29 protein-coding genes are annotated in these 26,100 nt (G+C 73.1%); 18 read left to right on the plus strand and 11 right to left on the minus strand.

The window, feature by feature from the left end:
• Positions 1 to 198 precede the first annotated feature (198 nt).
• Both ACSNOC_RS18320 and ACSNOC_RS18325 read right to left on the minus strand, forming a co-directional pair.
• Complete coding sequence (locus ACSNOC_RS18320; RefSeq protein ID WP_436748556.1) at positions 199 to 390, minus strand: DUF397 domain-containing protein; 192 nt, start codon at positions 388 to 390, stop codon at positions 199 to 201.
• 10 nt (positions 391 to 400) lie between these two features.
• Entirely contained in the window at positions 401 to 1,279 is an 879-nt protein-coding gene (locus tag ACSNOC_RS18325) for a helix-turn-helix domain-containing protein (RefSeq protein WP_436748557.1), read from the minus strand.
• A 149-nt stretch (positions 1,280 to 1,428) separates the two neighbouring features.
• Between ACSNOC_RS18325 and ACSNOC_RS18330 the strand changes: the two genes are divergently transcribed.
• The 3 genes from ACSNOC_RS18330 to ACSNOC_RS18340 are packed head-to-tail and all read left to right on the plus strand — an operon-like array spanning position 1,429 to position 2,758.
• On the plus strand, positions 1,429 to 1,878 hold the full coding sequence (locus ACSNOC_RS18330; RefSeq protein WP_436748558.1) for an ATP-binding protein: 450 nt from the start codon (positions 1,429 to 1,431) through the stop codon (positions 1,876 to 1,878).
• Between the two features lie 44 nt (positions 1,879 to 1,922).
• Complete coding sequence (locus ACSNOC_RS18335) at positions 1,923 to 2,348, plus strand: GNAT family N-acetyltransferase (protein WP_436748559.1); 426 nt, start codon at positions 1,923 to 1,925, stop codon at positions 2,346 to 2,348.
• 47 nt (positions 2,349 to 2,395) lie between these two features.
• Positions 2,396 to 2,758, plus strand: a complete 363-nt coding sequence (locus ACSNOC_RS18340) for an STAS domain-containing protein (protein ID WP_436748560.1) — start codon at positions 2,396 to 2,398, stop codon at positions 2,756 to 2,758.
• Here ACSNOC_RS18340 and ACSNOC_RS18345 read toward each other — a convergent pair.
• On the minus strand, positions 2,645 to 3,673 hold the full coding sequence (locus ACSNOC_RS18345) for a sigma-70 family RNA polymerase sigma factor (RefSeq protein WP_436748561.1): 1,029 nt from the start codon (positions 3,671 to 3,673) through the stop codon (positions 2,645 to 2,647). The two genes, ACSNOC_RS18340 and ACSNOC_RS18345, sit on opposite strands and share 114 nt — an antisense overlap.
• Positions 3,674 to 3,894: 221 nt before the next feature.
• Here ACSNOC_RS18345 and ACSNOC_RS18350 point away from each other — a divergent pair, with 221 nt between their 5' ends.
• A complete protein-coding gene (locus ACSNOC_RS18350) occupies positions 3,895 to 5,421 on the plus strand; it encodes a protein kinase domain-containing protein (RefSeq protein WP_436748562.1) in 1,527 nt (508 codons plus the stop codon).
• Positions 5,422 to 5,457: 36 nt separating this feature from the next.
• Here ACSNOC_RS18350 and ACSNOC_RS18355 read toward each other — a convergent pair whose 3' ends face one another.
• The 3 genes from ACSNOC_RS18355 to ACSNOC_RS18365 are packed head-to-tail and all read right to left on the minus strand — an operon-like array spanning position 5,458 to position 8,107.
• Entirely contained in the window at positions 5,458 to 6,318 is an 861-nt protein-coding gene (locus tag ACSNOC_RS18355; RefSeq protein ID WP_436748563.1) for an Fpg/Nei family DNA glycosylase, read from the minus strand.
• Between the two features lie 21 nt (positions 6,319 to 6,339).
• Positions 6,340 to 6,987: an O-methyltransferase gene (locus ACSNOC_RS18360; protein ID WP_436748564.1), complete on the minus strand. Its 648-nt coding sequence runs from the start codon at positions 6,985 to 6,987 to the stop codon at positions 6,340 to 6,342.
• A gap of 28 nt (positions 6,988 to 7,015) precedes the next feature.
• Positions 7,016 to 8,107 carry a hypothetical protein gene (locus tag ACSNOC_RS18365; protein ID WP_436748565.1) on the minus strand — a complete coding sequence of 364 codons (1,092 nt, stop codon included), beginning with the start codon at positions 8,105 to 8,107 and terminating at the stop codon, positions 7,016 to 7,018.
• Between the two features lie 267 nt (positions 8,108 to 8,374).
• Here ACSNOC_RS18365 and ACSNOC_RS18370 point away from each other — a divergent pair, with 267 nt between their 5' ends.
• The 7 genes from ACSNOC_RS18370 (at position 8,375) to ACSNOC_RS18400 (ending at position 15,677) form a co-directional block, all read left to right on the plus strand.
• Complete coding sequence (locus ACSNOC_RS18370; protein WP_436748566.1) at positions 8,375 to 9,067, plus strand: UbiX family flavin prenyltransferase; 693 nt, start codon at positions 8,375 to 8,377, stop codon at positions 9,065 to 9,067.
• Between the two features lie 78 nt (positions 9,068 to 9,145).
• Complete coding sequence (locus ACSNOC_RS18375) at positions 9,146 to 9,607, plus strand: Lrp/AsnC family transcriptional regulator (RefSeq protein ID WP_436748567.1); 462 nt, start codon at positions 9,146 to 9,148, stop codon at positions 9,605 to 9,607.
• A gap of 36 nt (positions 9,608 to 9,643) precedes the next feature.
• The gene (mqnE, locus tag ACSNOC_RS18380) at positions 9,644 to 10,810 is read left to right on the plus strand and encodes an aminofutalosine synthase MqnE (protein WP_436748568.1); all 1,167 of its coding nucleotides are present in this window, start codon (positions 9,644 to 9,646) and stop codon (positions 10,808 to 10,810) included.
• 49 nt (positions 10,811 to 10,859) lie between these two features.
• Complete coding sequence (locus ACSNOC_RS18385; RefSeq protein WP_436748582.1) at positions 10,860 to 11,405, plus strand: N-acetyltransferase family protein; 546 nt, start codon at positions 10,860 to 10,862, stop codon at positions 11,403 to 11,405.
• Positions 11,406 to 11,458: 53 nt separating this feature from the next.
• Positions 11,459 to 11,755 carry a DUF4229 domain-containing protein gene (locus ACSNOC_RS18390; protein ID WP_436748569.1) on the plus strand — a complete coding sequence of 99 codons (297 nt, stop codon included), beginning with the start codon at positions 11,459 to 11,461 and terminating at the stop codon, positions 11,753 to 11,755.
• Positions 11,756 to 12,002: 247 nt separating this feature from the next.
• Complete coding sequence (locus ACSNOC_RS18395) at positions 12,003 to 13,355, plus strand: dicarboxylate/amino acid:cation symporter (RefSeq protein WP_436748570.1); 1,353 nt, start codon at positions 12,003 to 12,005, stop codon at positions 13,353 to 13,355.
• A gap of 297 nt (positions 13,356 to 13,652) precedes the next feature.
• Complete coding sequence (locus ACSNOC_RS18400) at positions 13,653 to 15,677, plus strand: AMP-dependent synthetase/ligase (protein WP_436748571.1); 2,025 nt, start codon at positions 13,653 to 13,655, stop codon at positions 15,675 to 15,677.
• Positions 15,678 to 15,827: 150 nt separating this feature from the next.
• Here the strand turns inward: ACSNOC_RS18400 and ACSNOC_RS18405 are convergent, their stop codons facing one another.
• Entirely contained in the window at positions 15,828 to 16,031 is a 204-nt protein-coding gene (locus ACSNOC_RS18405; RefSeq protein WP_059013601.1) for a cold-shock protein, read from the minus strand.
• 237 nt (positions 16,032 to 16,268) lie between these two features.
• On the opposite strand from ACSNOC_RS18405, the gene ACSNOC_RS18410 reads away from it, so the two are divergent.
• From ACSNOC_RS18410 to mqnC, 3 genes are all read left to right on the plus strand, one after another.
• Positions 16,269 to 17,123, plus strand: coding sequence for a menaquinone biosynthetic enzyme MqnA/MqnD family protein (locus ACSNOC_RS18410; RefSeq protein ID WP_436748572.1), 855 nt, complete (start codon positions 16,269 to 16,271; stop codon positions 17,121 to 17,123).
• Between the two features lie 2 nt (positions 17,124 to 17,125).
• Positions 17,126 to 18,688, plus strand: a complete 1,563-nt coding sequence (locus ACSNOC_RS18415) for a serine/threonine-protein kinase (protein WP_436748583.1) — start codon at positions 17,126 to 17,128, stop codon at positions 18,686 to 18,688.
• Between the two features lie 72 nt (positions 18,689 to 18,760).
• On the plus strand, positions 18,761 to 19,957 hold the full coding sequence (mqnC, locus tag ACSNOC_RS18420) for a cyclic dehypoxanthinyl futalosine synthase (protein WP_436748573.1): 1,197 nt from the start codon (positions 18,761 to 18,763) through the stop codon (positions 19,955 to 19,957).
• 43 nt (positions 19,958 to 20,000) lie between these two features.
• Here mqnC and ACSNOC_RS18425 read toward each other — a convergent pair whose 3' ends face one another.
• The 3 genes from ACSNOC_RS18425 to ACSNOC_RS18435 all read right to left on the minus strand — a co-directional run bounded on the left by ACSNOC_RS18425 (position 20,001) and on the right by ACSNOC_RS18435 (position 22,231).
• Complete coding sequence (locus ACSNOC_RS18425; protein ID WP_436748574.1) at positions 20,001 to 20,207, minus strand: ferredoxin; 207 nt, start codon at positions 20,205 to 20,207, stop codon at positions 20,001 to 20,003.
• A 7-nt stretch (positions 20,208 to 20,214) separates the two neighbouring features.
• The gene (locus ACSNOC_RS18430) at positions 20,215 to 21,429 is read right to left on the minus strand and encodes a cytochrome P450 (protein ID WP_436748575.1); all 1,215 of its coding nucleotides are present in this window, start codon (positions 21,427 to 21,429) and stop codon (positions 20,215 to 20,217) included.
• 247 nt (positions 21,430 to 21,676) lie between these two features.
• A complete protein-coding gene (locus ACSNOC_RS18435) occupies positions 21,677 to 22,231 on the minus strand; it encodes a hypothetical protein (protein WP_436748576.1) in 555 nt (184 codons plus the stop codon).
• A 340-nt stretch (positions 22,232 to 22,571) separates the two neighbouring features.
• On the opposite strand from ACSNOC_RS18435, the gene ACSNOC_RS18440 reads away from it, so the two are divergent.
• Positions 22,572 to 22,745 carry a hypothetical protein gene (locus tag ACSNOC_RS18440; RefSeq protein ID WP_436748577.1) on the plus strand — a complete coding sequence of 58 codons (174 nt, stop codon included), beginning with the start codon at positions 22,572 to 22,574 and terminating at the stop codon, positions 22,743 to 22,745.
• 33 nt (positions 22,746 to 22,778) lie between these two features.
• A complete protein-coding gene (locus tag ACSNOC_RS18445; protein ID WP_436748578.1) occupies positions 22,779 to 23,501 on the plus strand; it encodes a hypothetical protein in 723 nt (240 codons plus the stop codon).
• Here the strand turns inward: ACSNOC_RS18445 and ACSNOC_RS18450 are convergent.
• Positions 23,491 to 23,904, minus strand: coding sequence for a hypothetical protein (locus ACSNOC_RS18450; protein WP_436748579.1), 414 nt, complete (start codon positions 23,902 to 23,904; stop codon positions 23,491 to 23,493). The genes ACSNOC_RS18445 and ACSNOC_RS18450 overlap by 11 nt on opposite strands.
• Before the next feature lie 94 nt (positions 23,905 to 23,998).
• On the opposite strand from ACSNOC_RS18450, the gene ACSNOC_RS18455 reads away from it, so the two are divergent.
• Both ACSNOC_RS18455 and ACSNOC_RS18460 read left to right on the plus strand, forming a co-directional pair.
• Positions 23,999 to 24,709: a demethylmenaquinone methyltransferase gene (locus ACSNOC_RS18455; RefSeq protein WP_436748580.1), complete on the plus strand. Its 711-nt coding sequence runs from the start codon at positions 23,999 to 24,001 to the stop codon at positions 24,707 to 24,709.
• 30 nt (positions 24,710 to 24,739) lie between these two features.
• Positions 24,740 to 26,074 (plus strand): geranylgeranyl reductase family protein, encoded by a 1,335-nt coding sequence (locus tag ACSNOC_RS18460; RefSeq protein WP_436748581.1) that lies wholly within the window; start codon positions 24,740 to 24,742, stop codon positions 26,072 to 26,074.
• Positions 26,075 to 26,100: the final 26 nt, after the last annotated feature.

A 26,100-nucleotide genomic window follows, 5' to 3' on the forward strand; every position in this document is an offset into this window, starting at 1 on the left:
GAGGGGGGCTCGGGCTGGTCGGGGAGCCGGGTGCGGGTCTGCGCGGGGATGCCGCGGGCGCGCGTGTCGTCGTACTCGTCGTCGTAACTCATCATCGCGCCCCCTCAACAGCAGCGAGTCTATTACCTCCTCACACGACGTTAGCGCCCTCCACTGACGTTCGGCCCCTGTGCGGGCGCGGTTGAAATCACGTCCGCTCTATGCATCCTTCGCCTTGAGATGGCGCAGCAGCGCGGCCCAGCGGGCCGGGGTGGTGGTCAGGATGGTGGCGGGGGCGGTGCTCTCCCGGAGGCGGATGTGGCGGCCGTCGGGGGTGGGGGCGACCTCGAGGCAGTTCTGGTTCGGGTCGCCGGTGCTGAGGCTGGACTTCTGCCAGGCACCGTCGGTCACGGGGCACCTCCTACAGGACGTAGCGCAGATGCTGGATCAGTCCCAGGGAACTCTTCTCGTCCGCCGCGCCGGGATCCAGGGGGTCGAGGGAAATACCGCTGATCCGCGCGAAGTCCGCCGCGAAGTGCTCGACGTGCCAGGGGGCGAAGAGGAACAGCGGGGTGTTCGGCTGCTCGACGTAGACCGTGGACAGTTGGGGTGCGGACGCGTCGTGAATCGTGAAGGGGGTGCCGGATGTGCCCGGGTATGCGGCGCACCGGAACGGCAGGAGCCGGATGCTGACGTGCGGCAACCGTGCCAGCTCCACCAGGTGGTCCAGCTGCTCCAGCATCGTGACGCGGTCCACGAACCCCATGTGGAACGCGGCCTCGTGGATCACGGCCCGGAACGCGGGGGCGGGCTCCTCGGTCAGGACGCGCTGCCTGCGCAGCCGGAAGCCGGTGCGGGCGTCGAGGTCCCCGGCCGTGGCGCCGGGGTCCTCGTGGGTGAACAGCGACCGCATGTAGGCGGGGGTCTGGAGCAGCCCGGGGACGTGCAGCCAGTCGAAGACGCGGTACGCGGTCGTGGTGGACTCCAGCTCCGCGAGGTCGCGGCCCCGGTCGTCCGCGACGTCCCGGTGCGCCGACCACCAGCCCTTGCCGGTGGCGTTGGTCAGCTCGACCAGGGCGCGGATGAGGGTGGTATCGCTGCAACCGTAGGCGTCCAGCAGGGCGCGCAGCCGCGGCTCGGGACAGGCGGTGCGGCCCGCCTCGATATGGCTCAGGTGCGGTTTGTTCAGGCCGGCCCGTTCACACGCCTCCGCCGCTCCCATGCCGGCCGCTTCGCGCAGCTTGCGCAGCTCGTGGCCGAGGCGTCGCTGTCGTTGGGTCGGCTTCGAGCGCAGTCCCATGCGTCGATTTCCTTCACAGAGTCGGCGGTTCGGGTGGGCGGTATGGGGGTTTGTCACTCATGGAAGCTGATGGGTCGCGGAGGGTTGTAGGGATGTGACCGCGCACTCTACCTTCGGGGAGCCGTTCCGGTCGTGGGAGGAAGGTCCGCATGTGCTCGCTGTCCACCGCCGCTGCGTCCGGTAAGTGCGTCACCGACTTCACACTCACCTTTCCTCCCGAGCCGCGCTGGGTACGCAGCGCCCGGGACGCGGTGCGCACGGCGCTGGCGCCGGTGGTCCCGGCCGGGTCCGGGGTCGTGGAGACGGCGGCGCTGCTGACGTCGGAGATCGTGACGAACGCGGTGGTGGCGGCGCTGGGCTGCCTGTCGTCGTCGCCGGTGGAGCTGTACGCGGAGTGGACGCCGGGCGGCGCGGTCCGTGTGCTGGTCCACGACGACGCCCCGGGCGACCCGCGGGTGCCGTGCGGCATGCCGGACCCGGAGTCCGAGCACGGGCGGGGGCTGATGCTGCTGTCGGCCTGCGCCACCGAGTGGGGCGTCTGCCACCACGTCCCGGGCCGGGGCAAGACGGTCTGGTTCACGCTGGGCGGCTGGGGCTGAAACCGCGTGGCCGCCGCCCGGGGCCGCGTGGTGGGGTGGGCGGCATGGCAGAGATACGGGTACGGCCCGCGACGGCCGCCGAGGTGGAGCGGGTGCTCGCGTTCTGGAAGGAGGCCGCGCGGGGCGTCAGCGTCAGCGACGACTCGCAGGGCGTGACGCGGCTGATCGAGCGGGACCCCGAGGCGCTGCTGCTGGCCGAGCGGGACGGGGAACTGGTGGGCACGGTGATCGCCGGGTTCGACGGGTGGCGGTGCCACCTCTACCGGCTGGCGGTCGCGCCGGCCTGGCGGCGGCGGGGCGTGGCGACCGCGCTGGTCGAGGCGGCCGAGCTGCGGTTCGCCGCGGTGGGCGGGCGGCGCGTCGACGCCATGGTGCTGGAGGACAACGAGCGGGCGCGCCGGGTCTGGGCGGCGCTGGGCTACGGGCGGCAGCGGGACTGGGCACGCTGGGTCAAGCCGCTGCCCCGATGAGTTCTCCCCGGTGGGGCGGTCTCCTTACCGAGGGCAAGGAGGCAGTGGTGGGCGGTGGTGAGGTGTTCGTCGTGCGTGGTCCGGTGACCCGCGACGACGTGCCGGGGATGTGCGAGCGGCTGGCCGCGCACGCGCGCCGGAGCGGCGCGGCCGTGCTGACCGTGGACGTGGCCGCGCTGGCGGCGCCCCCCGGCGCGGGGGCGTCCAACGCGGTCACGATCGAGGCCCTGGCCCGGATGCGGCTGACCGCGAAGCGGCTCGGCTGCCAGGTCCGGTTCCTGCACGTGGGCGGCGGGTTACAGGGTCTCCTCGGCTGGCTCGGCCTCGGGGAGGTGGGCGGGCAGCCCGAAGAGCGGGAAGAGCCGCTCGGTGTCCAGGAAGGCGTTGATCCCGGTGATGCGGCCGTCTGAGACCTCTATCACCTGGAGCGCCCACGGCACGTGGCCGCCGTCGGGAGCCGCCCGGTACTGGCCGAAGGCGGGCGCGCCGTTCGCCCAGGTCGGGATCAGGCGGGACCCGGCGCAGCCGATGCCCTGGCCCAGCATCCAGGCCCGTATGTCGTCCGTCCCGCGCATCCACAGGTCGTAGGGCGGCATCGACAGCGTGGCGTCCTCGGCCAGCAGGGCGGTGAGGGCGTCCATGTCATAGCGCTCGAAGGCGTCGAGATAGCGGCTCAGCAGCGCCTTGTGCTCGTCGGTCAGGGGCTGCGAGGGGTCCGACTCGGTGACGCCGGTCGCGGCCAGGGTGGCGCGGGCCCGCTGCAGCGCGCTGTTCACCGAGGCGACCGTGGTGTCCAGCAGCTCCGCGACCTCGCTCGCCCTCCAGCTCAGCACCTCGCGCAGGATCAGCACGGCCCGCTGCCGGGGCGCCAGGTGCTGGAGGGCGGCGACGAGCGCCAGGCGGACCGAGTCGCGCTGCTCGGCCTTCTCCGCCGGGTCGGGCAGCATCCGGCTGTCGGGCATCGGCTCGATCCACGCCGTCTCCGGCAGGGGCGGGCCGAGCACGGCCGACGCGGTCGGCGTGGGGGAGCTGAGGTCCATGGGGCGGGCGCGGCGGCTGCTGCCGCTGAGCATCGTCAGACAGACGTTGGTCGCGATCCGGTACAGCCAGGAGCGGAGGGACGAGCGGCCCTCGAAGCGGTCGATGCCGCGCCAGGCGCGGACCATGGTCTCCTGCACGGCGTCCTCCGCCTCGAAGGCCGAGCCGAGCATCCGGTAGCAATACCCGGTGAGTTCTTTGCGGTGCTGCTCCAGGTCCCGCTCGGTGAGGGGCGCGGCCGGGGCGGTGGTCGCTGACGCGCTGGTGGTGGAGGCGGATGTGCTCATCGCGTGGCTCCTGGCTGTCCTGGCTGAAGGCTCTGACGGGCTGGTTCGGGACGGTCGTGCGCGGGGCTGGTCCAACAGGGGCTCAGCGTAGCCAGGGGCACTGACAATCGAGCGGCGTTCGACCGGCGCGGCCCGGCCCGTGTCGGCGGACCCCCCGTCGGGGGGCCTCGGGGCCGCTTAAAGTAGCGGTACCGCGGGGCGACGTCTGGGGGTGCGTGGGAATGCAGGACCGGGTTCTCGACGGCCGGTACCGGCTCGGCCGGCAGTTGGGCGCCGGGGGCAGCGGCACCGTCTGGGAGGCGCTGGACCTGCGGCTCGAACGGCAGGTCGCCGTCAAGCTGGTGAGCACCGTCACCGTGGGCCGGGACCCCCGGGCGCGGGAGCGGTTCGAGCGCGAGGCCAAGCTGCTGGCCGGCCTGTCCAGCCCCTTCATCGTCACCGTGCACGACGTCGGTGAGGCCCGGTTCGACGGCGATGGGCACTCCGTGCTGTACCTCGTCATGGAACGGCTGCGCGGGCGCTCCCTCGACCAGCTCCTGACCGCGGAGCTGCCCGCGCTCGGGGAGGTCGCGCGCTGGGGCGAGCACATGTGCCGGGCGCTGGCCGTGGCGCACGACTCGGGCGTCGTCCACCGGGACCTCAAGCCCGCCAATGTGATGGTCGGACCGGACGGTCTCGCCCGCGTCCTGGACTTCGGCATCGCCGCCGTCCTCGCGGAGTCCAGCGACCACGCGCGGCTGACCTCGACCGGCGTCGTGGTGGGCACCCCGGCGTACATGTCGCCGGAGCAGATCGAGGGCCGCCCGGTCGGCACCCGCAGCGACCTGTACTCCACCGGCTGCGTGCTGTACGCGCTGATCGCCGGCCGCCCGCCGTTCCACGGCGCGTCCCTCTACCAGCTGCTGCGGCAGCAGATGGAGAGCGCGCCGGCCGCGCCCAGCGCGCTGCGGCCCGGGCTGCCGCCGGGGTGGGACGAGCTGATCCTGTCGATGCTGTCCAAGCGGCCCGAGGAGCGGCCCGGCAGCGCCGCCGAGGTCGCGGAGCGGCTGCGCGACCTCTCGGTGCTCGCCGCGCACGCGCCCGCCGCCCCCGTGGTGGCGGCCGTGGCGTCGGCGTACGAGCCGACCCGCGTGGACGCGCGGCGCGACCCGCGCGCGGTGCTGCTGGCGAGCTGCCCGCGGCCCGGCGGCGGGCGGCTGCCGCTGGCCACCGGGCAGCGGATGCGGCTGGCGGACGTGCTGCCGGGCGCGGCGTCGTTCACCATCGGTCTCGACTGGCGGGCGCCGGACGGCATGGACGCCGACGCCAGCGCGCTGATCGTGGACGCGGCCGGGCAGGTGCTCTCCGACGACCACTTCGTCTTCTACAACAATCCGGAGCCGCCCGGCATCGGGATGCGGCTGGGCGGCGACGACCCGGAGGCGCTGTTCCGCGTGGAGCTGCCGCGGCTCGGGGCGCGCGCCGAGCGGATCATCTTCGTGCTCTCCATCCACGACGCGGAGGCGCGCGGGCAGAACCTGGCGGGGATCGGGCTGCTGCACGCCCGGCTGATCGACCCGGGCAACGACATGGAGCTGCTGTGCTACGGCTTCCCCAGCGGCCCGGCGCACGCGACCGGGCTGACCGTCGGGGAGCTGGTGCGGGAGGACGACGGCTGGTGGTTCTCGGCGGTCAGCCGGCCGTACGCGGGCGGGCTCGCGGAGATCGCCCAGGCGCACGGCGTCGCCGTCGAGGCCGACCCGACGTGAGGCGGAGCCGGTCCCGGACGCAGTCCGGGCCGGCGGTCACTTCAGCAGGCGGGACAGGCGCCGGTCGGCCAGCGGCTTGCCGCCGGTCTGGCACGTCGGGCAGTACTGGAGCGCCGAGTCGCGGAACGACACCTCGCGGATCGTGTCGCCGCAGACCGGGCAGGGCTCGCCCGCGCGGCCGTGCACGCGCAGCCCGCTCTTCTTCTCCGCCTTCAGCCGCCCGGCCGCCAGGCCCCGCGAGCGGTCCACGGCCGCGCGCAGGGTGCCGGTCATCACCGCGTACAGGGCGGCGGCCTCCTCGTCCGTCAGGCGGGCCGCGATCCGGAACGGCGACATGCGGGCGGCGTGCAGGATCTCGTCCGAGTAGGCGTTGCCGATGCCGGCCAGCAGGCTCTGGTCCCGCAGCACGCCCTTGATCTGGCGGTTCTCGCCGCGCAGCAGGGCGGCGAACGCGTCCGCCGTGAAGCCGGGGTCCAGCGGGTCGGGGCCGAGGCGGGCGACGCCGGGCACCTCGGCCGGATCCCGCACGCAGTAGACGGCCAGGCGCTTCTGCGTGCCGGCCTCGGTGAGGTCGAAGCCGGCGCCGTCGGCGAGGGCGACGCGCAGCGCGAGCGGCCCCTTGCCCGGACGCGGCGGCGCGGCGGGCAGGCTGTCCTGCCAGCGCAGCCAGCCGGCCCGGGCGAGGTGGACGACCAGGCGCAGGTCCCCGTGGGCGATGTCGAGGAACTTGCCGTGCCGGGCCACCGCCGTGACCGTCCTGCCCTCCAGGGCGGTCAGCGGGGGCTCGTAGGTCTTCAGCACGTGGAACGCGACCGGCAGCGCGCGGGCCACCTCCCGGCCGACGAGGTGGCCGGTGAGGAAATCGCGCAGTGCCTCGACTTCCGGCAGTTCGGGCATACGTCCCAGGGTAGGACGGGCTCAGAGCTTCCGGACGAGGGTGACGCCGTCGCGCAGCGGCAGCAGCACGGACTCCACGCGCCGGTCGGCGGCGATGGTGTCGTTCGTCTCACGGATCGCCAGGTCGGCCGCGTCCCGGGCGTCCGGGTCGACGACGCGGCCTCCGCGGAGCGTGTTGTCCAGCACCATCAGGCCGCCGGGGCGCAGCCGGGTGACCAGCTCCTCGTAGTAGACGGGGTAGCCGGTCTTGTCGGCGTCGACGAAGGCGAAGTCGGCGGTCTCCTCGCGCGGCAGCGCCCGCAGGGTCTCGGCGGCGGGCGCGATCCGCAGGTCGATGCGGTCGGCGACGCCCGCCCGCTCCCAGTAGCGGCGGGCGACGGACGTCCAGGCGTCGCTGACGTCACAGGCCAGCAGCCGGCCGCCGGCGGCCAGGCCGCGGGCGATGCAGATGGAGGAGTACCCGGTGAACGTGCCGACCTCGATCGCCCGCCGGGCGCCGGTCAGGCGGACCAGGAGGGTGAGCAACGCGCCCTCGTCCTGGGTGATCTGCATGGGCACGTGCGCGGGCAGCGCCCGCCGCGTCTCGGCGGCGAGATCGCGCAGCACGTCGTCGGCGGGGGTGCAGTGGGCCAGCAGGTAGTCGCTGAGGGCCGGATTGACGATGTCCATGCGGCGAGCGTAGGCCGCGGGACGGGCCCTACGGCTGCATGGGGCCCGGGACGTCGGCGCGGGACCCGGTCTCGGCGCGGTCCTCGTTCCGTTCCGCGAGGTAGAGCAGGGCCACCGTCAGGTCCTCCGGGGTCAGCGGGCCCGTGCTCGTCTCCGGCGGGTCGAGGTTCAGGGCCGCGCCGCCCGCCAGGAACAGGTTCAGCGGCAGCGAGCCCGCGCCCTCCGGGCCGAACTGGCCGAGGTCGAACGTGACGTTCGTCAGCACGCCGTTGCGGATGGCCAGCTCCGCCGTCACGTCGTCCGCGGTGCCGGACGGCTCCGTCACCACGGGCGGGACGCCGAAGCGTTCGCACTGCTCCGTCAGGAGCGTCAGCACCGGCTCCAGCGCCCGGTAGGCGTCCCGGGCCGGGAGGTGGACGTCGACCGTGTCCGCGCCGTGCGCCTCGCCGGTGCCGCGCAGCGCGGCGCCCGACCGCAGCGTGTCCTCCAGGCCACCGGCGAAGTCCCACTGCGCGGCCGGGTCCAGCATCGCGCCGCCGTCCGTCAGCACGCCGGCCACGGCCCGGGCGATCTCCGGGTCGACGCCGCCGTGCTCCACGAGCGTCTCGGCGTACGCGTCGTACGCGAACGGCTCGACCTCCACCCAGTCGCCGCGCAGCGCCAGCGCCGGGCCGGCCAGCGCGTCGGGGAGGTGGGCGGCGTCCTCCGCGAAGCGCCCGGCGCGGGCGACGGCCGCCTCGTCGCCGCCGTACACGTCCTCCACGATGGCCTGGCCGCCGACGCGGGCGTACGCGCGGCCGTCGAGCAGCTTGACGCCGGCGATGTCCCGGCCGCCGAAGTTCACCGTCATCGCGCTGTTCAGCGGGTCGTCCGGGCCGATGTCCTTCATCCGCGTCTCGTGCTCGGGGTCGCCCACCGAGACGGTCAGCTCCAGGTCGGCCAGCAGCCGCGCCGCGTCCATCGACGGCTCCCGGCCGCTGTCCGCGCCCGCCCGCAGCAGGTAGTCGTAGACCTCCTCCTGGGTGGCGTCCACGGTCGCGACGGCCGTCAGCGCCTCCCATGACAGGAGCTCGTCAACCGCGTCCGAGACCCGCAGTCCGGCCCTGGCGTTCTGCACCATCTGGCAGGCTCCCGTCGCCGTGACGAGAAGCGCCGCGCCGCACAGGGCGGCCAGCCGGGTCAGGAACGCGCGGCCGGCGGGGCGGCGCGTCGGGCGGGTGGCGATGTCGGGTCTCCTGTCCGTGGGCGGTGGCGCGGCACGGGTGCCGCACGATCAAGTTTCCACCGGGCCGCTCGCGCCACTCGGCCGGGGGCGCCGTATGTGGCCGAGGCGTCACCGTCCGGTAAGCGGGTCGTTAGCAACGGACCGCCCGTTAGCCTGACCGGTATGTACGTCAGACAGCGGCGCCGGCCGTGGATCGTCGGGGTGTCGGGGGCGTCGGGGACGCCGTACGCGGCGGCCGTGCTCCGGGCGCTGCTTGCGGCCGGTGAGGCGGTGGACCTGGTCGTCAGCCGCGCCGCCCGGCTGACGCTGCTGGACGAGACGGGGATCCCGTTCCGCGACGCGCACTGGGCGGAGGACCTGGGCCGCTGGCTGGCGGCCGGCGCGGACGGCAAGCCGGGGACGTTCGGCGTCGACCCCGGGCTGATCGCCGACGCCGTGCGGTACTGGGCGGCGGGCGACCTCGCCGCCGGGCCCTCCTCCGGCTCCTATCCGGCCCGCGGCATGCTCGTCGTCCCGGCCTCCACGGCGGCCGTCGCGGGGCTCGCGCTCGGCCTGTCCAAGGACCTGCTCCAGCGCGCGGCGAGCGTGACGCTGAAGGAGCGCCGGCCGCTGGTCGTCGCCGTCCGGGAGACGCCGCTGGACGGGCGGACGCTGCGGCACCTGGTGACCCTCGACGACGCGGGCGCGGTCGTCCTGCCCGCGGCGCCCGCGTTCTACGCCGGGGCGACGCACGTCCAGGACCTGGTCGACTTCGTCGCGGGCCGCGCCCTGGACGCGGTCGGTGTGCCGCACGCGCTCTACCGCCGCTGGGCGGGCGAGCTGGGCGCCGGCGGCCGTTCAGCCGGGCACTCGTAGGCCGCCGGGGCCGAATGCCTTAGATTCTTCTGTGTTGTCGATCGACCAGGGGACGAGTACCAGGAAGGCGCTGCGACGATGGACGCGGTGGACAGGCAGCTCATCCAGGCGCTGCGCGAGAACGGCCGGGCTTCGTACGCCGAGTTGGGCCGCCTCGTCGGTCTCTCGGGGCCCAGCGTCACCGACCGCATCAACCGGCTGGAGGCGGCCGGGGTCATCACGGGGTACCGGGCGACGGTGGACGCCCGTTCGCTGGGGCTCGGGGTGACCGCGCTGATCGGCATCCAGCTCTCCGACGCCGTGGACCACGAGGAGGTCGCCGGGCGGCTGCGCGAGCTGCCGGAGATCGAGGACTGCTGGTTCATCGCCGGGGACGACTCGTACATGCTGAAGGTCAGGGCCAGCGACGTGGACGGCCTGGAGCGCACGATCCGGCGGCTGTCGGGCACCAAGGGCGTCTCGCGCACCAGGACCACCATCGTGCTGTCGACCAAGTGGGAGAACCGGGTCGGGGACTTGCCCGACCGCGGGCGGGCGTAGTCTCGGTGGAGCGGCGACGAGGAGGAGGCGCGACGAATGGACGCAGGGCGCAAGCGCGAGCTGGAGGAGAAGGTCCGGGCCGGTGAGCGGCTGACCCGCGAGGACGGCATCGCCCTGTACGAGTCGGACGACCTGGCCTGGCTCGGCGGCCTCGCCCACGAGGTGCGCGCGCGCAAGAACGGCGACGTCGTGTACTTCAACGTCAACCGCCATCTCAACATGACCAACGTGTGCACCGCCTCGTGCGCGTACTGCTCGTTCCAGCGGAAGCCGGGCGAGAAGGACGCGTACACCATGCGCATCGAGGAGGCGGTGCGGCTGGCCAGGGCGATGGAGGGCGACGGGCTCACCGAGCTGCACATCGTCAACGGCCTGCACCCGACGCTGCCCTGGCGCTACTACCCGCGCTCGCTGCGCGCGCTGAAGGAGGCGCTGCCGGAGTCGGTGTCGCTGAAGGCGTTCACGGCGACCGAGATCCACCACTTCGAGACCATCTCCGGTCTGCCCGCCTCCGAGATCCTCGACGAACTGATCGACGCCGGGCTGGAGTCGCTGACCGGCGGCGGCGCCGAGATCTTCGACTGGGAGGTCAGGCAGCACATCGTCGACCACCGGACCCACTGGGAGGACTGGTCGCGCATCCACCGGCTGGCGCACGAGAAGGGCCTGAAGACGCCCTCCACGATGCTGTACGGGCACATCGAGGAGCCGCGCCACCGCGTGGACCACGTGCTGCGGCTGCGCGAGCTCCAGGACGAGACCGGCGGCTTCCAGGTCTTCATCCCGCTGCGCTACCAGCACGACTTCGTGGACGTGAAGGACGGCAAGGTCCGCAACCGGCTCCAGGAGCGGACCACAATGGCGACGGGCGCCGAGGCGCTGAAGACGTTCGCCGTCTCGCGCCTCCTCTTCGACAACGTGCCGCACGTCAAGGTCTTCTGGGTGATGCACGGTGTGCAGACCGCGCAACTCGCCCTCCAGCACGGCGCGGACGACATGGACGGCTCGGTCGTGGAGTACAAGATCACCCACGACGCGGACAACTTCGGCACCCCCGACAAGCTCACCCGCGAGGACCTGCTGGAGCTGATCCGCGACGCCGGGTTCCGCCCGGTCGAGCGCAACACCCGCTACGAGGTGGTCCGCGAGTACGACGGCCCCGACCCGGACCGGCGTGAGGCGCCGCAGCCGATGCGGGTGTGAGCGGGTGAGCACGGACGTGACCACGGACGTGGGTGCGGGCGTGACCACGGTGGACGCGCGCCGCGGCGTACGGCCGCGGTACGTGCTGGACCCGCCGGTCGGCCGGGCGCTGCGGGACGGGCTGGCCGAGCTGTGGGCCGACGTCGTCAACGCGGGCGGCGCGGTGGGCTTCCTGCCGACCGTGACACCGGACGACGTGCGCCCGGCGCTGCGCGAGCACCTGGTCGGCATGGCCCAGGGCACCACCCGGCTGCTGGTCGCCGTGACCGGGGACGGCCGGCCGGTCGGGACGGCGTTCTTCGCGCTCAACACCTTCCCGCTGATGCGGCACTGGGTGTGGCTGCGGACCGTGATGATCCACCCCGACCGGCAGGGCAGGGGCGCCGGCCGGGAGCTGATGGCGGCGGCGGCGACCGCCGCGCGGAGCATCGACCCGGAGATCTCCGGCATACGCCTGACCTGCCGGGGCGGCCTCGGCCTGGAGCGGTTCTACGCCGCCTGCGGCTACCGCGAGGTGGGCCGGGTGCCGGGCGCCATCAAGGTCGCGGACGACGACTACCGCGACGACGTCACCCTGTGGCTGCCTCTCGGCTGACCGCCGCGCCCGCTGTGTTTCACTGGACAGGCTCGAAAGGGAGGGACCCCACCGTGAGCAACTCCACCCGGCGCGCGACGCTCCGGTACACCGGCCTGCGGCTGGCGATCTTCGCCGCCTGCTACGCGGTTCTCGCCGTGCTGGCCTACGCCGGCGTCGTCCCCGAGTCCATCGGCAAGGCCAACCCGCTGTGGCTGATGCTGCTCGCCATCGTCGTCTCCGCGCCGATCAGCCTGGTGGCGCTGCGCGCCCAGCGTGACGCCATGTCGCGGGAGATCGCCCCGGACATCGCCCGCGCCCGCCAGCGGCTGAACGCCAACCGCGGCATGGAGGACGAAGTCACCGAGTGACGGGCCCCCGCGGGGCACGGGCGCTTGCTACCGTGCTGGTCATGAACACCGCAGCCGCGCGCACCTGTCACCCGGGCGTTCCGCTCGTGGCGCGCCTGCACATCGATCTCTGCCGCCGTCCGACCGCGGCCTGTCGCTGACCTCCCCCACCCCCGGGACGTCCGCGACCTTTCGCGCGCCCTCGCGCGCCCCTTTCACCCCTTTTCGGCCCTGTTCTGGCCGTCTCACTTCCGACCGGAGTGTGCCCGTGTCCTCTCCCTCGCCCTCCCCTTCTTCTTCCCGTGCTTCCGCCCGCTTCCGTCCGCGGGCCGCGCTGCCGCCGTTCTGGGCGCAGATCCTGATCGGCCTCGCGCTGGGCGTGCTGCTGGGCTGGATCGCCCGCGCGACGGACGCCGACTGGCTCGGCCGGACGCTTCAGGAAATCGGCCAGACCTTCGTCCAGCTCCTCAAGCTGGCCGTCGGCCCCCTCGTCTTCCTCGCCATCGCCGTCTCGATCACCACCCTCCGCGACGTCTCCGACGCCGCCCGGCTGGCCGGCCGCACCCTTCTGTGGTTCCTGGTCACCTCGCTGATCGCGGTCGCCATCGGCCTGACCCTCGGGCTGCTGACCGACCCCGGCGCGGGCAGCGGCCTCACCCCGGCCGATGGCGCGCTGCCCGAGGACCGGGGCTCCTGGCTGGACTTCCTCACCGGGATCGTCCCCACCGACGTGATCACGCCGTTCACCGAGCCGAACGTGCTCCAGATCGTCTTCCTCGCCGCCGTCACCGGCGTCGCCGCGCTCCGGCTCGGCGGGCGCGCCACCCCCCTGATCGCCTTCGGCGAGAGCGCGCTGGCGCTGCTCCAGCAGGCCCTGTGGTGGGTCATCCGGCTCGCGCCGCTGGGCACCGTGGGGCTGATCGGCCGCTCGGTCGACGCGTACGGCTGGGACCTGCTCGGGGACTACGCCACCTTCACGGCGGACGTCTACCTCGGCTGCGCGCTCGTCCTCTTCGGCGTCTACCCGCTGCTGCTGCGCTTCGCCGCCGGCCTCGACCCGCTGCGCTTCTTCCGCGCCGCCTGGCCCGCCCTCCAGCTCGCGTTCGTCTCCCGCTCCTCCGTCGGCACCCTGCCGGTGACCCAGAAGGCCACCGAACGGCTCGGCGTGCCCCGGGAGTACGGCTCGTTCGCCGTGCCGTTCGGCGCCACCACCAAGATGGACGGCTGCGCCGCGGTCTATCCGGCGCTCGCGGCCGTCTTCGTGGCCGAGGTCTTCGGCGTCGGCCTGGGCCCGCGGGACTACCTGCTGATCGCGTTCGTCTCGGTGATCGGCTCGGCCGCCACCGCCGGTCTCACCGGCGCCACGGTGATGACGACGCTCACCCTCTCCACGCTCGGCCTGCCCCTGGAGGGCGTCGGCCTGCTGCTGGCGATCGACCCGATCCTGGACATGGTCAGGACCGCCACCAACGTCGCCGGCCAGGCGGTGGTGCCGGTGGTCGTCGCGGCCCGGGAGAAGATCCTGGACCGCGCGGCGTACGCGCGCGCGACGAGCTCCGGGATCGGTGACGCGGCCGGCTCCGTCCCCGGGCCGGCCCCCGAGGTGAAGGCCGCCGCCTGACCGGCGCCCGGCGCGCCGCGGCCGGACCGGGACAGACCGGTCGCTCCACCCGCCGGGCCGGTCGCGGCGGGGCCGGAAAGGATGGCGGACCTTCGTTGCCACCGCGCGACGAAGAACCCCGGATAATGTGTCAGAGAGTGATAAGGCCGTTGTTCTCCGTGTACGTTTCTGCTTTCCGTGCGATCAGTACAAGATCCTGAGTGGCAGTTCCCGTGAAAGTACCGGTCGATCCGCTCTGAACTGGGCAGAATCATGGGATCCACCCAGTCCAGGGTCGCACCGGGGAGGACGGTTTACATGTCCGCTACGCACGTCAAGAGCCCACCCCTCGCTCCTTCGCTTCTCTATCCGGACCTGCGCATGGAGAGGGGAGTCGTCACGGGGGCTTCCATGCCGCCGCTGGCGCCGACGGTCGAGGAGGGCAGCCTCGCCGACATCCCGTTCGTGAACGCTCAGGAGGCGCCCGACGAGATCGCCCTCAGCCGCAAGTACCGCGACGGCACGTGGCGCGACGTGACCTGCGCCGAGTTCGCCGCGGAGGTGATGGATGTCGCCAAGGGGCTCATAGCCCACGGGCTGCGCCCGGGCGACCGCATCGCCATCATGTCCCGCACCCGGTACGAGTGGACGCTCCTGGACTTCGCCGCCTGGGCCGCCGGCCTGATCTCGGTGCCCATATACCCCACCTCCTCCCCCCACCAGGTCAGCTACATCCTGCGCGACGCGGGCGTGCGGGCCTGTGCCGTCGAGGGGGTCGAGGAGGCCCGGATGCTCACCTCGCTTCGGCACGAGCTGCCGGACCTGGATCACCTGTGGCAGATCACCGCCATCTCCGGCACCGAGACCAGCGCCATCGGCCAGATCTCCGCCGTCGGCCACGACATCCCGGACTCCGCCGTCGAGGAGCGCCGCGCCCTGCTCGCGCCCTGGCTGGCCGCCACCATCATCTACACGTCGGGCACCACCGGCGTCCCCAAGGGCTGCGTGATCACCCACGGCAACATGTTCGCCGAGGTGGACAACGGCATCGAGCTGCTCTACCCGCTGTACAAGTTCGCCGTGGACGAGCCCGCCTCCACGCTGCTGTTCCTGCCCCTCGCCCACGTGCTCGGCCGCACCCTCGCCATCGGCTGTATCCGGGCCCGGGTCCGCCTGGGCCACGCGCCCAGCGTGCAGACCGACGAGCTGCTGGCCGACTTCGCCGGATTCCAGCCGACGTTCCTCTTCGCCATCCCCTACCTGCTGGAGAAGGTCTACAACACCGGCCGGGCCACCGCCGAGAAGATGGGCCGGGTCGCCTCGTTCGACCGCGCCGCCCGCGTTGCCCGCCGGTTCGGCGTCGCCGCCGAGGCCGCCCAGCACAGCACCGTCAACGGCCCCGCCCTCAGCCCGCTGGCCGTGCGCGTCGCCCGTCGCAACGGCGTCGCCGCCGAGGCCCCGCTCAGCGCCGTCAAGGGCCCCGGCATCGGCCTGCGGCTGGCCCGCGCCCTGTACGACGTCCTGGTCTACCGCCGGATCAGGGCCGCCCTCGGCGGCAAGCTCCGGCACGTCGTCTGCGGCGGCTCGCCGCTGGGCAGGCAGCTCGGCACGTTCTTCGAGGGCGCCGGCATCCACGTCTACGAGGGCTACGGCCTCACCGAGACCACCGCGGCGGTCACCGTCACCCCGCCGCACGCCCCCCGGATCGGCACCGTCGGCTGGCCCATGCCCGGCACCGACGTCCGGATCGCCGCCGACGGCGAGGTGCTGGTGCGCGGCCCGCAGGTCTTCAGCGGGTACTGGGACTCCGAGCGCCGCGAGGTCGTTCCCGCGACCGACCCCGACGGCTGGCTCGCGACCGGGGACATCGGCTCCATGGACCAGGACGGCTACCTGACGATCACCGGCCGCAAGAAGGACCTGATCGTCACCTCCAACGGCAAGAACGTCGCCCCCGCCCCGCTGGAGGACGCGCTGCGCGCCCACCCGCTGGTCAGCCAGTGCATGGTGGTCGGCGACGACCGCCCCTACCTCACCGCCCTGATCACCCTGGACTCCGACGGCCTCGCCCACTGGCAGCAGATCACCGGCCGCAAGCGGGTCCCGATGAGCAAGCTCATCACCGACCCCGAGCTGCTGCGCCACCTCCAGCGGGCCATAGACGATGCGAACAGCTTCGTCTCCACCCCCGAGTCGATCCGCCGCTTCAAGGTGCTGCCCCGCGATTTCACGATGGACTCCGGCCACCTCACGCCGTCGATGAAGCTGCGCCGGGCCGCCGTGCTGCGGGACTACGCGACCGAGGTCAATCAGCTCTACCGCAAGGGAGTGGTCGAGCGCTGACGAGGGGGCCGCGGCACCGGGACAGCGGTATGGAAAGAAGGGGCGGGGAAGGGCGCGCCGAAAAGGACCACGAAAAGGCAGGAGCCCCCGCGGCAGCGGGGGCTCCTTAGTGGTACAACGCCGAGACCGGCGGCCCCGTGGGGCCTGGCCTCAGACGACGGTGACGTTCTCCGCCTGCGGACCCTTCGGGCCCTGGGTAACGTCGAACGTCACGGTCTGGCTCTCCTCGAGAGAGCGGAAACCATTGGCGTTGATCGCGGAATAGTGGACGAAGACATCAGGGCCGCCGCCATCCTGGGCGATGAAGCCAAAGCCCTTCTCGGCGTTGAACCACTTGACGGTTCCGGTAGCCATGTATAAGCCCTCCCTGGGCCTAAAAGGGTCGCCCTGCTCCAGAACCTTCATTGAAGCCTGAAAACGACGAAAGCCCGCGGTCACATGCTCCGCAGGCTCGTACTGCAAGGGAAACCAAACTGCAACTCTCCTCGATCCTAGCACGCGGCGTGCACGGCCGGAAGGGCAGAGATCACCCGTGGGATGGACCTGTCCCTGACCGTCGGCTCGCACGACCTGAGGCGTACCCTCCCAAGGGTGACTACACACCCCCGGATCCGTCCTCGTGTCGGCCACATCCAGTTCCTGAACTGCCTTCCCCTGTACTGGGGTCTCGCCCGGACGGGGAGCCTGCTGGATCTGGAGCTGACGAAGGACACCCCGGAAAAGCTGGGCGAACTCCTGGTGAACGGCCAGCTCGATATGGGTCCGGTCTCCCTGGTGGAATTCCTCCGCCATACCGATGAACTCGTGGCCCTTCCCGACATCGCCGTCGGCTGCGACGGCCCGGTCATGTCGTGCGTCATCGTGGCGCAGACCCCGCTGGAGCGCCTGGACGGGGCGCGTGTCGCCCTCGGCTCCACGTCCCGCACCTCCGTGCGGCTGGCCCGGCTGCTGCTCGACGAGCGCTGGGGCGTCCGGCCCGCCTACTACACCTGCCCGCCCGACCTCGGCCTGATGATGCAGGAGGCCGAGGCGGCCGTCCTCATCGGCGACGCCGCCCTGCGCGCCTCCCTGCACGACGCCCCGCGGCTCGGCCTCGACGTCCACGACCTGGGGCGGATGTGGCACGAGTGGACCGGGCTGCCGTTCGTCTTCGCCGTCTGGGCCGTCCGCCGGGACTACCTGCGCCGCGAGCCGGCGATGGTGCGCGAGGTGCACCGCGCCTTCCTGGCGTCCCGCGACCTGTCCCTGGCCGAGGTGCAGAAGGTGGCCGAACAGGCCGCGCGCTGGGAGGATTTCGACGCCGGCGTGCTCGAACGGTATTTCACCACCCTCGACTTCAGCCTCGGCCCCCGACAGATGGAGGGGATCACCGAGTTCGCACGCCGCACCGGGCTGCCCGAGACGGGCGCCGCCCGGATCGAACTGCTCGACAGACGGGAGGCGTGACGATGGAGCCGCTCCAGGACGGCGACCCGCGCACCATAGGCGCGTACCGGATCCTGCGCCGACTCGGCCAGGGCGGCATGGGCCGGGTCTACCTGGGGCGCAGCGGGGGCGGCCGGACGGTCGCGGTCAAGGTCGTGCACCCCCACTTCGCCGCCGACGAACGCTTCCGCGCCCGGTTCGCCCGGGAGGTGGCCGCCGCCCGGCTCGTCGGCGGCGCGTGGACCGCGCCCGTCCTCGACGCCGACCCGGCCGCCGGGATCCCCTGGGTCGCCACCGGCTACGTCGCGGGCCCCGACCTGCAGCGCGCCGTGACCGCCCACGGCGCCCTGCCCCAGCGCACGGTCCTTGCACTGGCCGCCGGCCTGGCCGAGACGCTGGCCGCCGTCCACGAGCGCGGGCTGGTGCACCGGGACGTCAAACCGTCCAACGTGCTCCTCGCCCTGGAGGGCCCGCGGCTGATCGACTTCGGCATCGCCCGTGCCAGCGACGCCACGGCCCAGCTGACGGCCACCGGGGCGACGGTCGGCTCGCCCGGCTACATGTCGCCCGAGCAGGTGATGGGCCGCCAGCTCGGCCCGGCCGCGGACGTGTTCTCCTTCGGCGCGGTGCTGGCGTTCGCCGCCGCGGGCCGGCCGCCGTTCGGCGGCGAGAGCGCGGCCCACCTGCTGTACCAGGTCGTCCACGAGGAGCCGGACCTCGCCGCGGTGCCCGGCGAGCTGCGCGACCTGATCGCCTCCTGCCTGGCGAAGGACCCGGACGCGCGGCCCGCGCTGAAGGACGTGGCCGCCGGCTGCGCGGGGGAGGGCGGCGCGGCGGGGCTGATAGGGCCCGGCTGGCTGCCGCAGCAGGTGGTCGAGGACGTCAGCCGCCGCGCGGTCGAGCTGCTGAACCTGGAGGAGGCGCCCGCGGCCCCGTACGCCGCGCCCGCCCCGCCGGTGCCCACCCCGCCGCTCGGGGCCTTCGGGCCTCCGACCCAGACCTCCCTCCCGGAGATCCCCGGCCCTCCGGGAGGCACCACCGGGGCCGTGCCGCCGCGCCGGGGGCGGGCCAGGCTCGTCGTCCCGGCCGTGGCGCTGGGCGTCGCGCTGCTCCTCGGCGGGGCGCTCTACGGGACGGGCCTGCTCGACGGCTCCGACGGCTCCGGTGGCTCGGCGGATCCGGGCGGCACGGGCGGCACGAACGGCGGGAGCGACGACGGGGGCGACGGCGACGCGCTGCCCGCCGCGTTCGTGGGTGAGTGGGAGGGGGAGCTGACGGTGCTGGGCCTGCCCGGTGGCCCCGTCGCGATCACCCTGGAAGAGGGCCGGGTCGGCGACCGGATCGGGACCGTGACCTCCTCGGATGCGCTGGCCCTGTCGACCTGCGTGGACGACCTGACCCTGAAGGAGGTCGGGGAGAACGAGGTGACGTTCGACGGGCTGGTCGACCAGGCGGCCTCCTCCAACGGCAGCTTCTGCATCCAGGAGCCCTTCGAAGTTGTCCTGACCCTCGACGACTCCGGCGCGATGTCGTACCTGAGCCGTCAGCCCGGCGGCAATCTGGAGGGGTCGCTGCGCCGCACCTGAGGCGCCCGGACCGCGCACGCGGCGCTGGCGTACGCTGGGACGGTCGTTGCGACCGCGTCGAAGGGATGCCCGATGGGCCAGAGCGCCGAGCTGCGGACCGTGCTCGACCGTGCCGCCGGGGGCGGCCGGATCAGTCCGGAGGAGGCGCTCGAGCTGTACCGCTTCGCGCCGCTGCACGCGCTGGGACGGGCCGCCGACGCGGTGCGCCGCCGGCGGTACGCGGGGACCGAGCACATCGCCACGTACATCATCGAGCGCAACATCAACTACACCAACGCCTGCGTGACGGCCTGCAAGTTCTGCGCCTTCTACGCCGCGCCCAAGAGCGAGCAGGCGTGGACCAGGGATCTGGACGACATCCTGCGGCGCTGCGAGGAGACCGTGGCGCTGGGCGGCACCCAGATCATGTTCCAGGGCGGCCACCACCCGGACTTCGGTGTCGAGTACTACGAGCGGCACTTCTCCGCGATCAAGGAGCGGTTCCCCGAGCTGGTGATCCACTCCCTCGGCGCGTCCGAGGTCGAGCACATGGCCCGCATCTCGGGCGTCACCGCCGAGGAGGCCATCCGCCGCATCCACGCCGCCGGGCTGGACTCGTTCGCCGGGGCGGGCGCCGAGCTGCTGCCCGCCCGGCCGCGGCAGGCGATCGCGCCGCTGAAGGAGTCGGGCGAGCGGTGGCTGGAGATCATGGAGACCGCCCACCGGCTGGGCGTGGAGTCCACCTCCACCATGCTGATGGGGACCGGCGAGACCAACGCGGAGCGGATCGAGCACCTGCGGATGATCCGCGACGTGCAGGACCGCACCGGCGGCTTCCGGGCGTTCATCCCCTACACCTACCAGCCCCACAACAACCACCTGAAGGGCCGGACGCAGGCGACGCTCTTCGAGTACCTGCGGATGATCGCCATCGCCCGCCTCTTCCTCGACAACGTCGCCCACATCCAGGGCTCCTGGCTGACCACGGGCAAGGAGGTCGGCCAGCTCTCGCTGCACTACGGCGCCGACGACCTGGGCTCGGTGATGCTGGAGGAGAACGTGGTCTCCTCGGCGGGCGCCCGGCACCGGTCGAACCGGATGGAGCTGCTCCACCTGATCCGCGCCGCCGACCGGGTCCCCGCCCAGCGCACCACCACCTACGAACACCTGGTAGTCCACGACGACCCGGCGAACGACCCGGTGGACGACCGCGTGGTGTCGCACCTGTCCTCGACGGCGATCGACGGCGGCACGGCCCACCCGGAGCTGAAGGTCGTCGGCGCGAGCTGAGCCGGGAGGCCCGGCCCGCGCCGGGGCGGTGGGCGGCGCGCCGTCAGCCGCTGCCGTCCTCGGTGACGGTGATCGTCCGGCAGGGGCAGAGGTGCGCCGCCCGGCGGACGGCGGCGTGCAGGGCGGCCGGCGGGCGGGGCGCGAGGAGCACGACCGTGCCCTCGTCCTCGCTCTGGTCGAACACCTCGGGAACCGTCAGCGCGCACATGCCCGCCCCGCAGCAGCGGGCCGTGTCGACCTCGATCCTCATCGCGCGCCTACCAGGCGACCGGCAGCTCGTAGACGCCGTACACCTGCATGTCGTGCCGGAGCCTGATCTCCTCGGGCGGCACGGCCAGGCGCAGGCCGGGGAAGCGCCGCAGCAGCGCGGTCAGCCCGACGCGCAGCTCGATGCGGGCGAGCTGCTGCCCGAGGCACTGGTGGGCGCCGTGCCCGAACCCGAGGTGGGAGGTGGCGGAGCGGGTGATGTCCAGCAGCTCGGGGTCGTCGAACCGCTCGGGGTCGCGGTTGGCGGCGGTCAGCGAGACCATCACGACCTCGCCCTTCCTGATCGTGTGCCCGTCCACCTCGACGTCCTCCAGCGCGGCCCGGGTGGGGCCGTGGTGGACGATGCTGAGGTAGCGCAGCAGCTCCTCCACGGCGTTGTCCGTCAGGGACGGGTCGGCGCGCAGGGCGGCGAGCTGGCCGGGGTTGGTCAGCAGCGCCAGGACGCCCAGCGCGAGCTGGTTGGCGGTCGTCTCGTGGCCGGCGACCAGCAGCAGGTAGGCGATCGAGGTCAGTTCCTCGTCGGTGAGCTCCGGGTCGGCCGCCATCAGGCCGCTGAGGATGTCGTCCTCCGGCGCGGACCGCTTGCGGACCACCAGGTCGTGCAGGTACATGGTCAGGCCGCCGAACGCCTTGGCCAGCTCCTCCAGGTCGGAGCTGAAGCTGCTCCACACGGCGGTGTCGTGCTGGAAGCGCTCCCGGTCGGCGTAGGGCACCCCCAGCATCTCGCTGATCACCAGGGACGGCAGCGGCAGCGCGAAGTGCTCGAAGAGGTCGGCGGGCGGGCCGAGTTCCTCCATGTCGTCGAGGTGGGCCTCGGTCACCTTCTCGATCCAGTCGGTGAGCAGCCGCATCCGGCGGACGGTGAACTGGCCGACGAGCAGGCGGCGGTAGCGCTGGTGTTCGGGGTTGTCGTGCTGGATGAAGATCCCGGGCGGCGCGCTGGGGGACTGCTCCAGCTCCCCGACGCGCGGCACCGGCGGGTGCTTCAGCTCGCCGCGCGCGCTGAAGCGGGGATCGGCGAGGACGGCCCGGGAGACGGCATAGCCGGTGGCCAGCCAGCCGAGGTGCCCGTCGGCGAACGTCATCCGGGCGAGCGGCGCGTGCGCGCGCAACTCCCTGATGTGCGGCGGCGGGTGGAAGATCCCGTCCCGCACGGTCGTATAGGTGGTCGGTGCGGCCTGCTCCATGGCGTCTGCCCTCCACATCGCTGGCGAGTATCAGAGCGCGGGCGCGAGGGCAGCGGGAAGAAGGTTCAGATGATCTTCGGACAATCTGCTGGGTGGGGTTTCGTGGCGGGCCGGGAGGCGGCGCGTCGGTACCGTGCCCTTCCGCGGCGGGACCGTGGCGCGCCGGGTACGGAAGTGGTCCGTGGGGCGGGTGACCTGTCCGGTTCCCGCCGCTCAGGGATCCCCCGAGGATGAATCGGTGGGCGCCATGTTGACGCCACGCCCCTCAGAGCGTCCAGCAGACCGAGTCCTTGTCGGGCGCCGGCCGCGCGTTCCACGACGAGCGGTCGGCGTACTCGTCCCAGTACCGGACCGTGCCGTAGTAGAGGCCGTACGCCCAGTACTCCGGCAGCTCGTGGCACATGATGTCCGGATACGCGCCGAACTCCTGGTCCTTGAATGCCTCGTTGACCCGCGCCACGGCCTCCGCGTAGGTGATGCCGAACTCCGCGACCATGAAGCGCGCGATGTCCCCGAAGTACCGCTGCATGCCCGGGTCCTCGGTCGCCATGAGGAAGTCCCTCGCCCGGTACCGCACCAGGAACGGGTTGGCCGCCCGGTTGATCTCCGCGGCCGGTGCCACGGGCCGGAGCTCCACGTCGAATAAGCGCAGCAGCTCGGGCGACTCCAGGAAGGTGATGCCCAGGCCCTGCCGGAGGATCACCAGCAGGTTGAACGGCGTGAGCTGGAACCCGTCCAGCTCCCGGAGTGCCGCGATCACCTCGGTGAAGTCCTGTCCGTCCCGGGCGAGTCTTCGAGCCTCCTCGATGGCGCGCTTCACGTAGGCGGGTCCTCCCATGCTTCACGCGGGACGGGGGCGGGACGGAAGGCGTCAAGGTAGCCAAGGAGTCACCCCCGGATCAAGACCGCGCCGGCGTCACCCGCGCCCTGACCTCGCCGTCTTCCTCCACCGTCCGCACGCCGGGGGAGGCGGCGACCCGCCGCGCCGCGCCACGCCCGGCCGATTCACGGCCCCGCCTCCACCGTGCCGGGCCGCTCCGGCAGCGGTCGCAGCCGCACGCTCCGCACACCCGTGCCCCGCATCCTTGCGCACCCCGCGCGGGCAGCCGGAAAGCCGCCGAGAAGTCGCTGAGCGGCCCGGTTCGCGGTGCAATGGCGGTATGGGTGAACTCATCGAGAGCTGGACCAAGCGGCTCGTCGAGATGGCGGCGGACGGCATCGACGAAGCGGCGGCCCGCCAACTGGTCACGGACATCTGGGACGCCGCGACGCTCGACGAGGTCGAGGCGTACGAGCGCGTGATCGCCGAGCGGGAGGCGGAACGGGAGGAGTGACCGTTTCGGTAGGGTCCGGGGCTTGTGAGGACCGTGAGGACCATTCTCTGGCTGCACGAGCCCGGCGGGCCGGATCTGCGGCCTCATGCCGACCTCGGACTGCCCGGGGCCGTCGCCCGCGAGGTCAGGGCGCGCGGGGCGCGGCGCGTCGGCCGGGGTGAGTGGCGCGTCGTCGGCCGCCCCGAACGGGACCTGGCGGGCGGGACGCTGGACGACTACCTCAGGGCGCGCGGGCGCGGCGTGCGGCGCTTCGTGCTGTGGGCGGACGCCGACCGGCGGCAGGTGCTGGCCCGGGTGGTGACCACGTCCGCCGCCCGGCGCCGCCAGGCGCGCTACGAGGTGCTCGGGGCGAACGGCGAACGGCTGGCCGTGGTCACCCGCAGGCCGGCCGGCTGGGGGCGGCGGGTGCGGTGGTCCGTGTGGCAGACCGGCCGCCCGGCGCCGGCGGTGGGGCGCAAGGGGCGGCTGGTGTGGTGGGTCGTGTGGTGGCTCCTGCTGCCGTTCAGCTCGGCGCTCGTCTTCCTCACCTTCCTCCAGTTCGAGGGGGTGATGTCACCGCGCCGGACCCGGCTGCGGGTCGACGGCGAGGTGGTGCTCGACTACCTCACCTCGCCGGGCAGCGAACAGCGCTTCGACTCACTGGAGGTGCGCGCCGACTGGTGGGACCCGCGGGTCGCGGCGGCGGTGCTCATGCTCTTCCGCAGCCACGTCAACCGCCTGCACGGCGTCGGCTGGGACGACGCCGTCACCCGGTGACGGGCGGCGTCAGCGACACCGGCAGGCCGCCGAGCAGCCGCGTCAGCACGTCGCCGGGGAGCGAGCGGGCGGAGGCGCCGTCCGTGATCGGGCCGGTGACCATGGCGGTGCTGAGGCCGGGGAAGTCGGCCACCTGGGTGCCCGCCGAGTTCGACAACGGGTCGGTCGTGGTGTTGGCCAGCGGGTCGAGCTGGAGATCGAGGGCCGGATCGACGGCGGCCATCAGCGAGCCCGCCGTCGTCGCCGTCACCCCGTTCACCGTGTCGGCCACCACCGGCAGCGTCCCGCCGCCGAGGTCGTCCGGCAGGATCTCCGCCGACGCCCCGCCCGCGGAGGCGAGAAGGGCTCCGGTGGTCAGTCCGGCGAGGCACAGGACACGGGAGGGCTGGGATCGGTGCGTCATGCCACGCACCGTAGTGGCCCCCTCGCGCGCCGATCACCTCCGTATCGGGCAAGTCCCACGAACGGAGTAGCCGGGCATCGGTGAGAATGACCCTGTGACGCGTGCCTCCCTGGACAAGAAGCCCCGAGACGTAGCCGCGATGTTCGACGCCGTCGCGGCCCGCTACGACCTCACCAACGACGTGCTCGCCCTCGGGCAGAACCGGCGGTGGCGCAAGGAGGTGGCCCGGGCGGTGGACGCCCGGCCGGGGGAGCGGGTGCTCGACCTCGCGGCGGGCACCGGCACCTCCTCCGAGCCGTTCGCCGCGGCCGGGGCGTTCACGGTGCCGTGCGACTTCAGCCTCGGCATGCTGCGGGAGGGCAAGCGGCGCACCCCCTGGATGCCGTTCACCGCCGGGGACGCCACGCGGCTGCCGTTCGCCGACGGGGTCTTCGACGCCGTCACCATCTCCTTCGGGCTGCGGAACGTGGCGGACACCGGCGCCGCGCTGCGCGAGATGCTGCGCGTCACCGCGCCCGGCGGGCGGCTGGTGGTCTGCGAGTTCAGCCATCCGACGTGGGCGCCGTTCCGCACCGCCTACACCGAGTACCTGATGCGGGCGCTGCCGGCGGTCGCCACCCGCGTCTCCAGCAACCCCGAGGCGTACGTCTACCTGGCCGAGTCGATCCGCGCCTGGCCCGACCAGCCCGCGCTCGCCGCCCGGATCGCGGCGGCCGGCTGGCACCGGCCCGCCTGGCGGAACCTCTCGGGCGGCATCGTGGCCCTCCACCGGGCCGTCAAGTCCGCCCGGCCCCTAGACTCCTGACCGATTCCCCGCCCCCCGCACCCTTACCCGATGGGAGAACCCCCCGTGGCCGAGACCGCCGTCGATCCGACCGCTGCCGATCAGACCGCCGCCGACGTCATCGTCGTCGGGGCCGGGCCGGCGGGCTCCGCCACCGCCTACCACCTCGCCCGCACCGGCCTCGACGTGCTCCTGCTGGAGAAGACGGCCTTCCCCCGGGAGAAGGTCTGCGGCGACGGGCTCACGCCCCGCGCGGTCAAGGAGCTGATCGCGATGGGGATCGACATCTCCGAGGAGGCGGGCTGGCTGCGCAACCGCGGGCTGCGCGTCATCAGCGGTGGCCGGCAGATGCTGCTCGACTGGCCCGACCTGGCCTCGTACCCGGACTTCGGGCTGGTCCGCCGCCGCGACGACTTCGACGAGCGGCTGGCGCGGGCGGCCGAGAAGGCGGGCGCGCGGCTCTTCGAGCGGTGCAACGTGTCGGGGCCGGTGCGCGACGACCGGACCGGGCGGATCACCGGCGTCGAGGCCCACCTCGGGGAGGACAAGCGGCGGGTGACGTTCCGCGCGCCGCTGGTGGTGGCCGCCGACGGGAACTCGTCGCGGCTGTCCCTGGCGATGGGCCTGCACCGCGACGCCCGGCGGCCCATGGCGGTGGCCGTCCGCACCTACTTCACCAGCGCCCGCTCCGACGACGACTACCTGGAGAGCTGGTTCGAGCTGCACGACCGGCGCGACGGGCAGGAGCGGCTGCTGCCCGGCTACGGCTGGATCTTCGGGATGGGCGACGGCACGGCCAACGTCGGGCTCGGCGCCATCAAGCCGTCCTCCTCGGGCAGGGCCTCGTCTCCCGGCAAGGAACCCGACTGGCGCGAGGTGCTGCGCGCGTGGACCGCGGGCATGCCGGCCGAGTACGGCTTCACGCCGGACACCATGACCGCGCCGATACGGGGTGCCGCGCTGCCGATGGCCTTCAACCGGCAGCCGCACTACGCGCGCGGCCTGCTGCTGGTGGGCGACGCGGGCGGGATGGTGAACCCGTTCAACGGCGAGGGCATCGCGTACGCCATGGAGTCGGGCCGGATCGCGGCCGACGTGATCAGCGGCGCGCTGATCCGGCGGACACCGGCACAGCGCGAGCAGGCCCTCCAGCGGTATCCGCGGGTGCTGAAGGAGACCTACGGCGGCTACTACACGCTGGGCCGGGCCTTCGCGCACCTGATCAGCCAGCCGAAGATCATGCGGCTGGCCACCCAGCGGGGGCTGAACCACCCGGGCGCCATGCGGTTCCTGCTGAAGCTGCTGGCGAACCTGACCGACCCGCGCGGCGGCGACGCCGTGGACCGGGTCATCAACGGGCTGACGAAGGTCACGCCCCGCGCCTGACCCGAGACGGGCGGGTCGGTCAGGTT

This window comes from Streptomyces sp. URMC 129 (assembly GCF_051386415.1).
Taxonomy (GTDB): domain Bacteria; phylum Actinomycetota; class Actinomycetes; order Streptomycetales; family Streptomycetaceae; genus Streptomyces.

Bases quoted from the DNA above. Each gene is read 5' to 3' on its own strand.
- ACSNOC_RS18325 (WP_436748557.1), bottom strand. From the start codon at position 1,279: ATGGGACTGCGCTCGAAGCCGACCCAACGACAGCGACGCCTCGGCCAC.
- ACSNOC_RS18330 (WP_436748558.1), top strand. From the start codon at position 1,429: ATGTGCTCGCTGTCCACCGCCGCTGCGTCCGGTAAGTGCGTCACCGAC.
- ACSNOC_RS18335 (WP_436748559.1), top strand. From the start codon at position 1,923: ATGGCAGAGATACGGGTACGGCCCGCGACGGCCGCCGAGGTGGAGCGG.
- ACSNOC_RS18345 (WP_436748561.1), bottom strand. From the start codon at position 3,673: ATGAGCACATCCGCCTCCACCACCAGCGCGTCAGCGACCACCGCCCCG.
- ACSNOC_RS18350 (WP_436748562.1), top strand. From the start codon at position 3,895: ATGCAGGACCGGGTTCTCGACGGCCGGTACCGGCTCGGCCGGCAGTTG.
- ACSNOC_RS18355 (WP_436748563.1), bottom strand. From the start codon at position 6,318: ATGCCCGAACTGCCGGAAGTCGAGGCACTGCGCGATTTCCTCACCGGC.
- ACSNOC_RS18360 (WP_436748564.1), bottom strand. From the start codon at position 6,987: ATGGACATCGTCAATCCGGCCCTCAGCGACTACCTGCTGGCCCACTGC.
- ACSNOC_RS18365 (WP_436748565.1), bottom strand. From the start codon at position 8,107: ATGGTGCAGAACGCCAGGGCCGGACTGCGGGTCTCGGACGCGGTTGAC.
- ACSNOC_RS18370 (WP_436748566.1), top strand. From the start codon at position 8,375: ATGTACGTCAGACAGCGGCGCCGGCCGTGGATCGTCGGGGTGTCGGGG.
- ACSNOC_RS18375 (WP_436748567.1), top strand. From the start codon at position 9,146: ATGGACGCGGTGGACAGGCAGCTCATCCAGGCGCTGCGCGAGAACGGC.
- mqnE (WP_436748568.1), top strand. From the start codon at position 9,644: ATGGACGCAGGGCGCAAGCGCGAGCTGGAGGAGAAGGTCCGGGCCGGT.
- ACSNOC_RS18400 (WP_436748571.1), top strand. From the start codon at position 13,653: ATGTCCGCTACGCACGTCAAGAGCCCACCCCTCGCTCCTTCGCTTCTC.
- ACSNOC_RS18405 (WP_059013601.1), bottom strand. From the start codon at position 16,031: ATGGCTACCGGAACCGTCAAGTGGTTCAACGCCGAGAAGGGCTTTGGC.
- ACSNOC_RS18415 (WP_436748583.1), top strand. From the start codon at position 17,126: ATGGAGCCGCTCCAGGACGGCGACCCGCGCACCATAGGCGCGTACCGG.
- mqnC (WP_436748573.1), top strand. From the start codon at position 18,761: ATGGGCCAGAGCGCCGAGCTGCGGACCGTGCTCGACCGTGCCGCCGGG.
- ACSNOC_RS18425 (WP_436748574.1), bottom strand. From the start codon at position 20,207: ATGAGGATCGAGGTCGACACGGCCCGCTGCTGCGGGGCGGGCATGTGC.
- ACSNOC_RS18430 (WP_436748575.1), bottom strand. From the start codon at position 21,429: ATGTGGAGGGCAGACGCCATGGAGCAGGCCGCACCGACCACCTATACG.
- ACSNOC_RS18440 (WP_436748577.1), top strand. From the start codon at position 22,572: ATGGGTGAACTCATCGAGAGCTGGACCAAGCGGCTCGTCGAGATGGCG.
- ACSNOC_RS18450 (WP_436748579.1), bottom strand. From the start codon at position 23,904: ATGACGCACCGATCCCAGCCCTCCCGTGTCCTGTGCCTCGCCGGACTG.
- ACSNOC_RS18460 (WP_436748581.1), top strand. From the start codon at position 24,740: ATGGGAGAACCCCCCGTGGCCGAGACCGCCGTCGATCCGACCGCTGCC.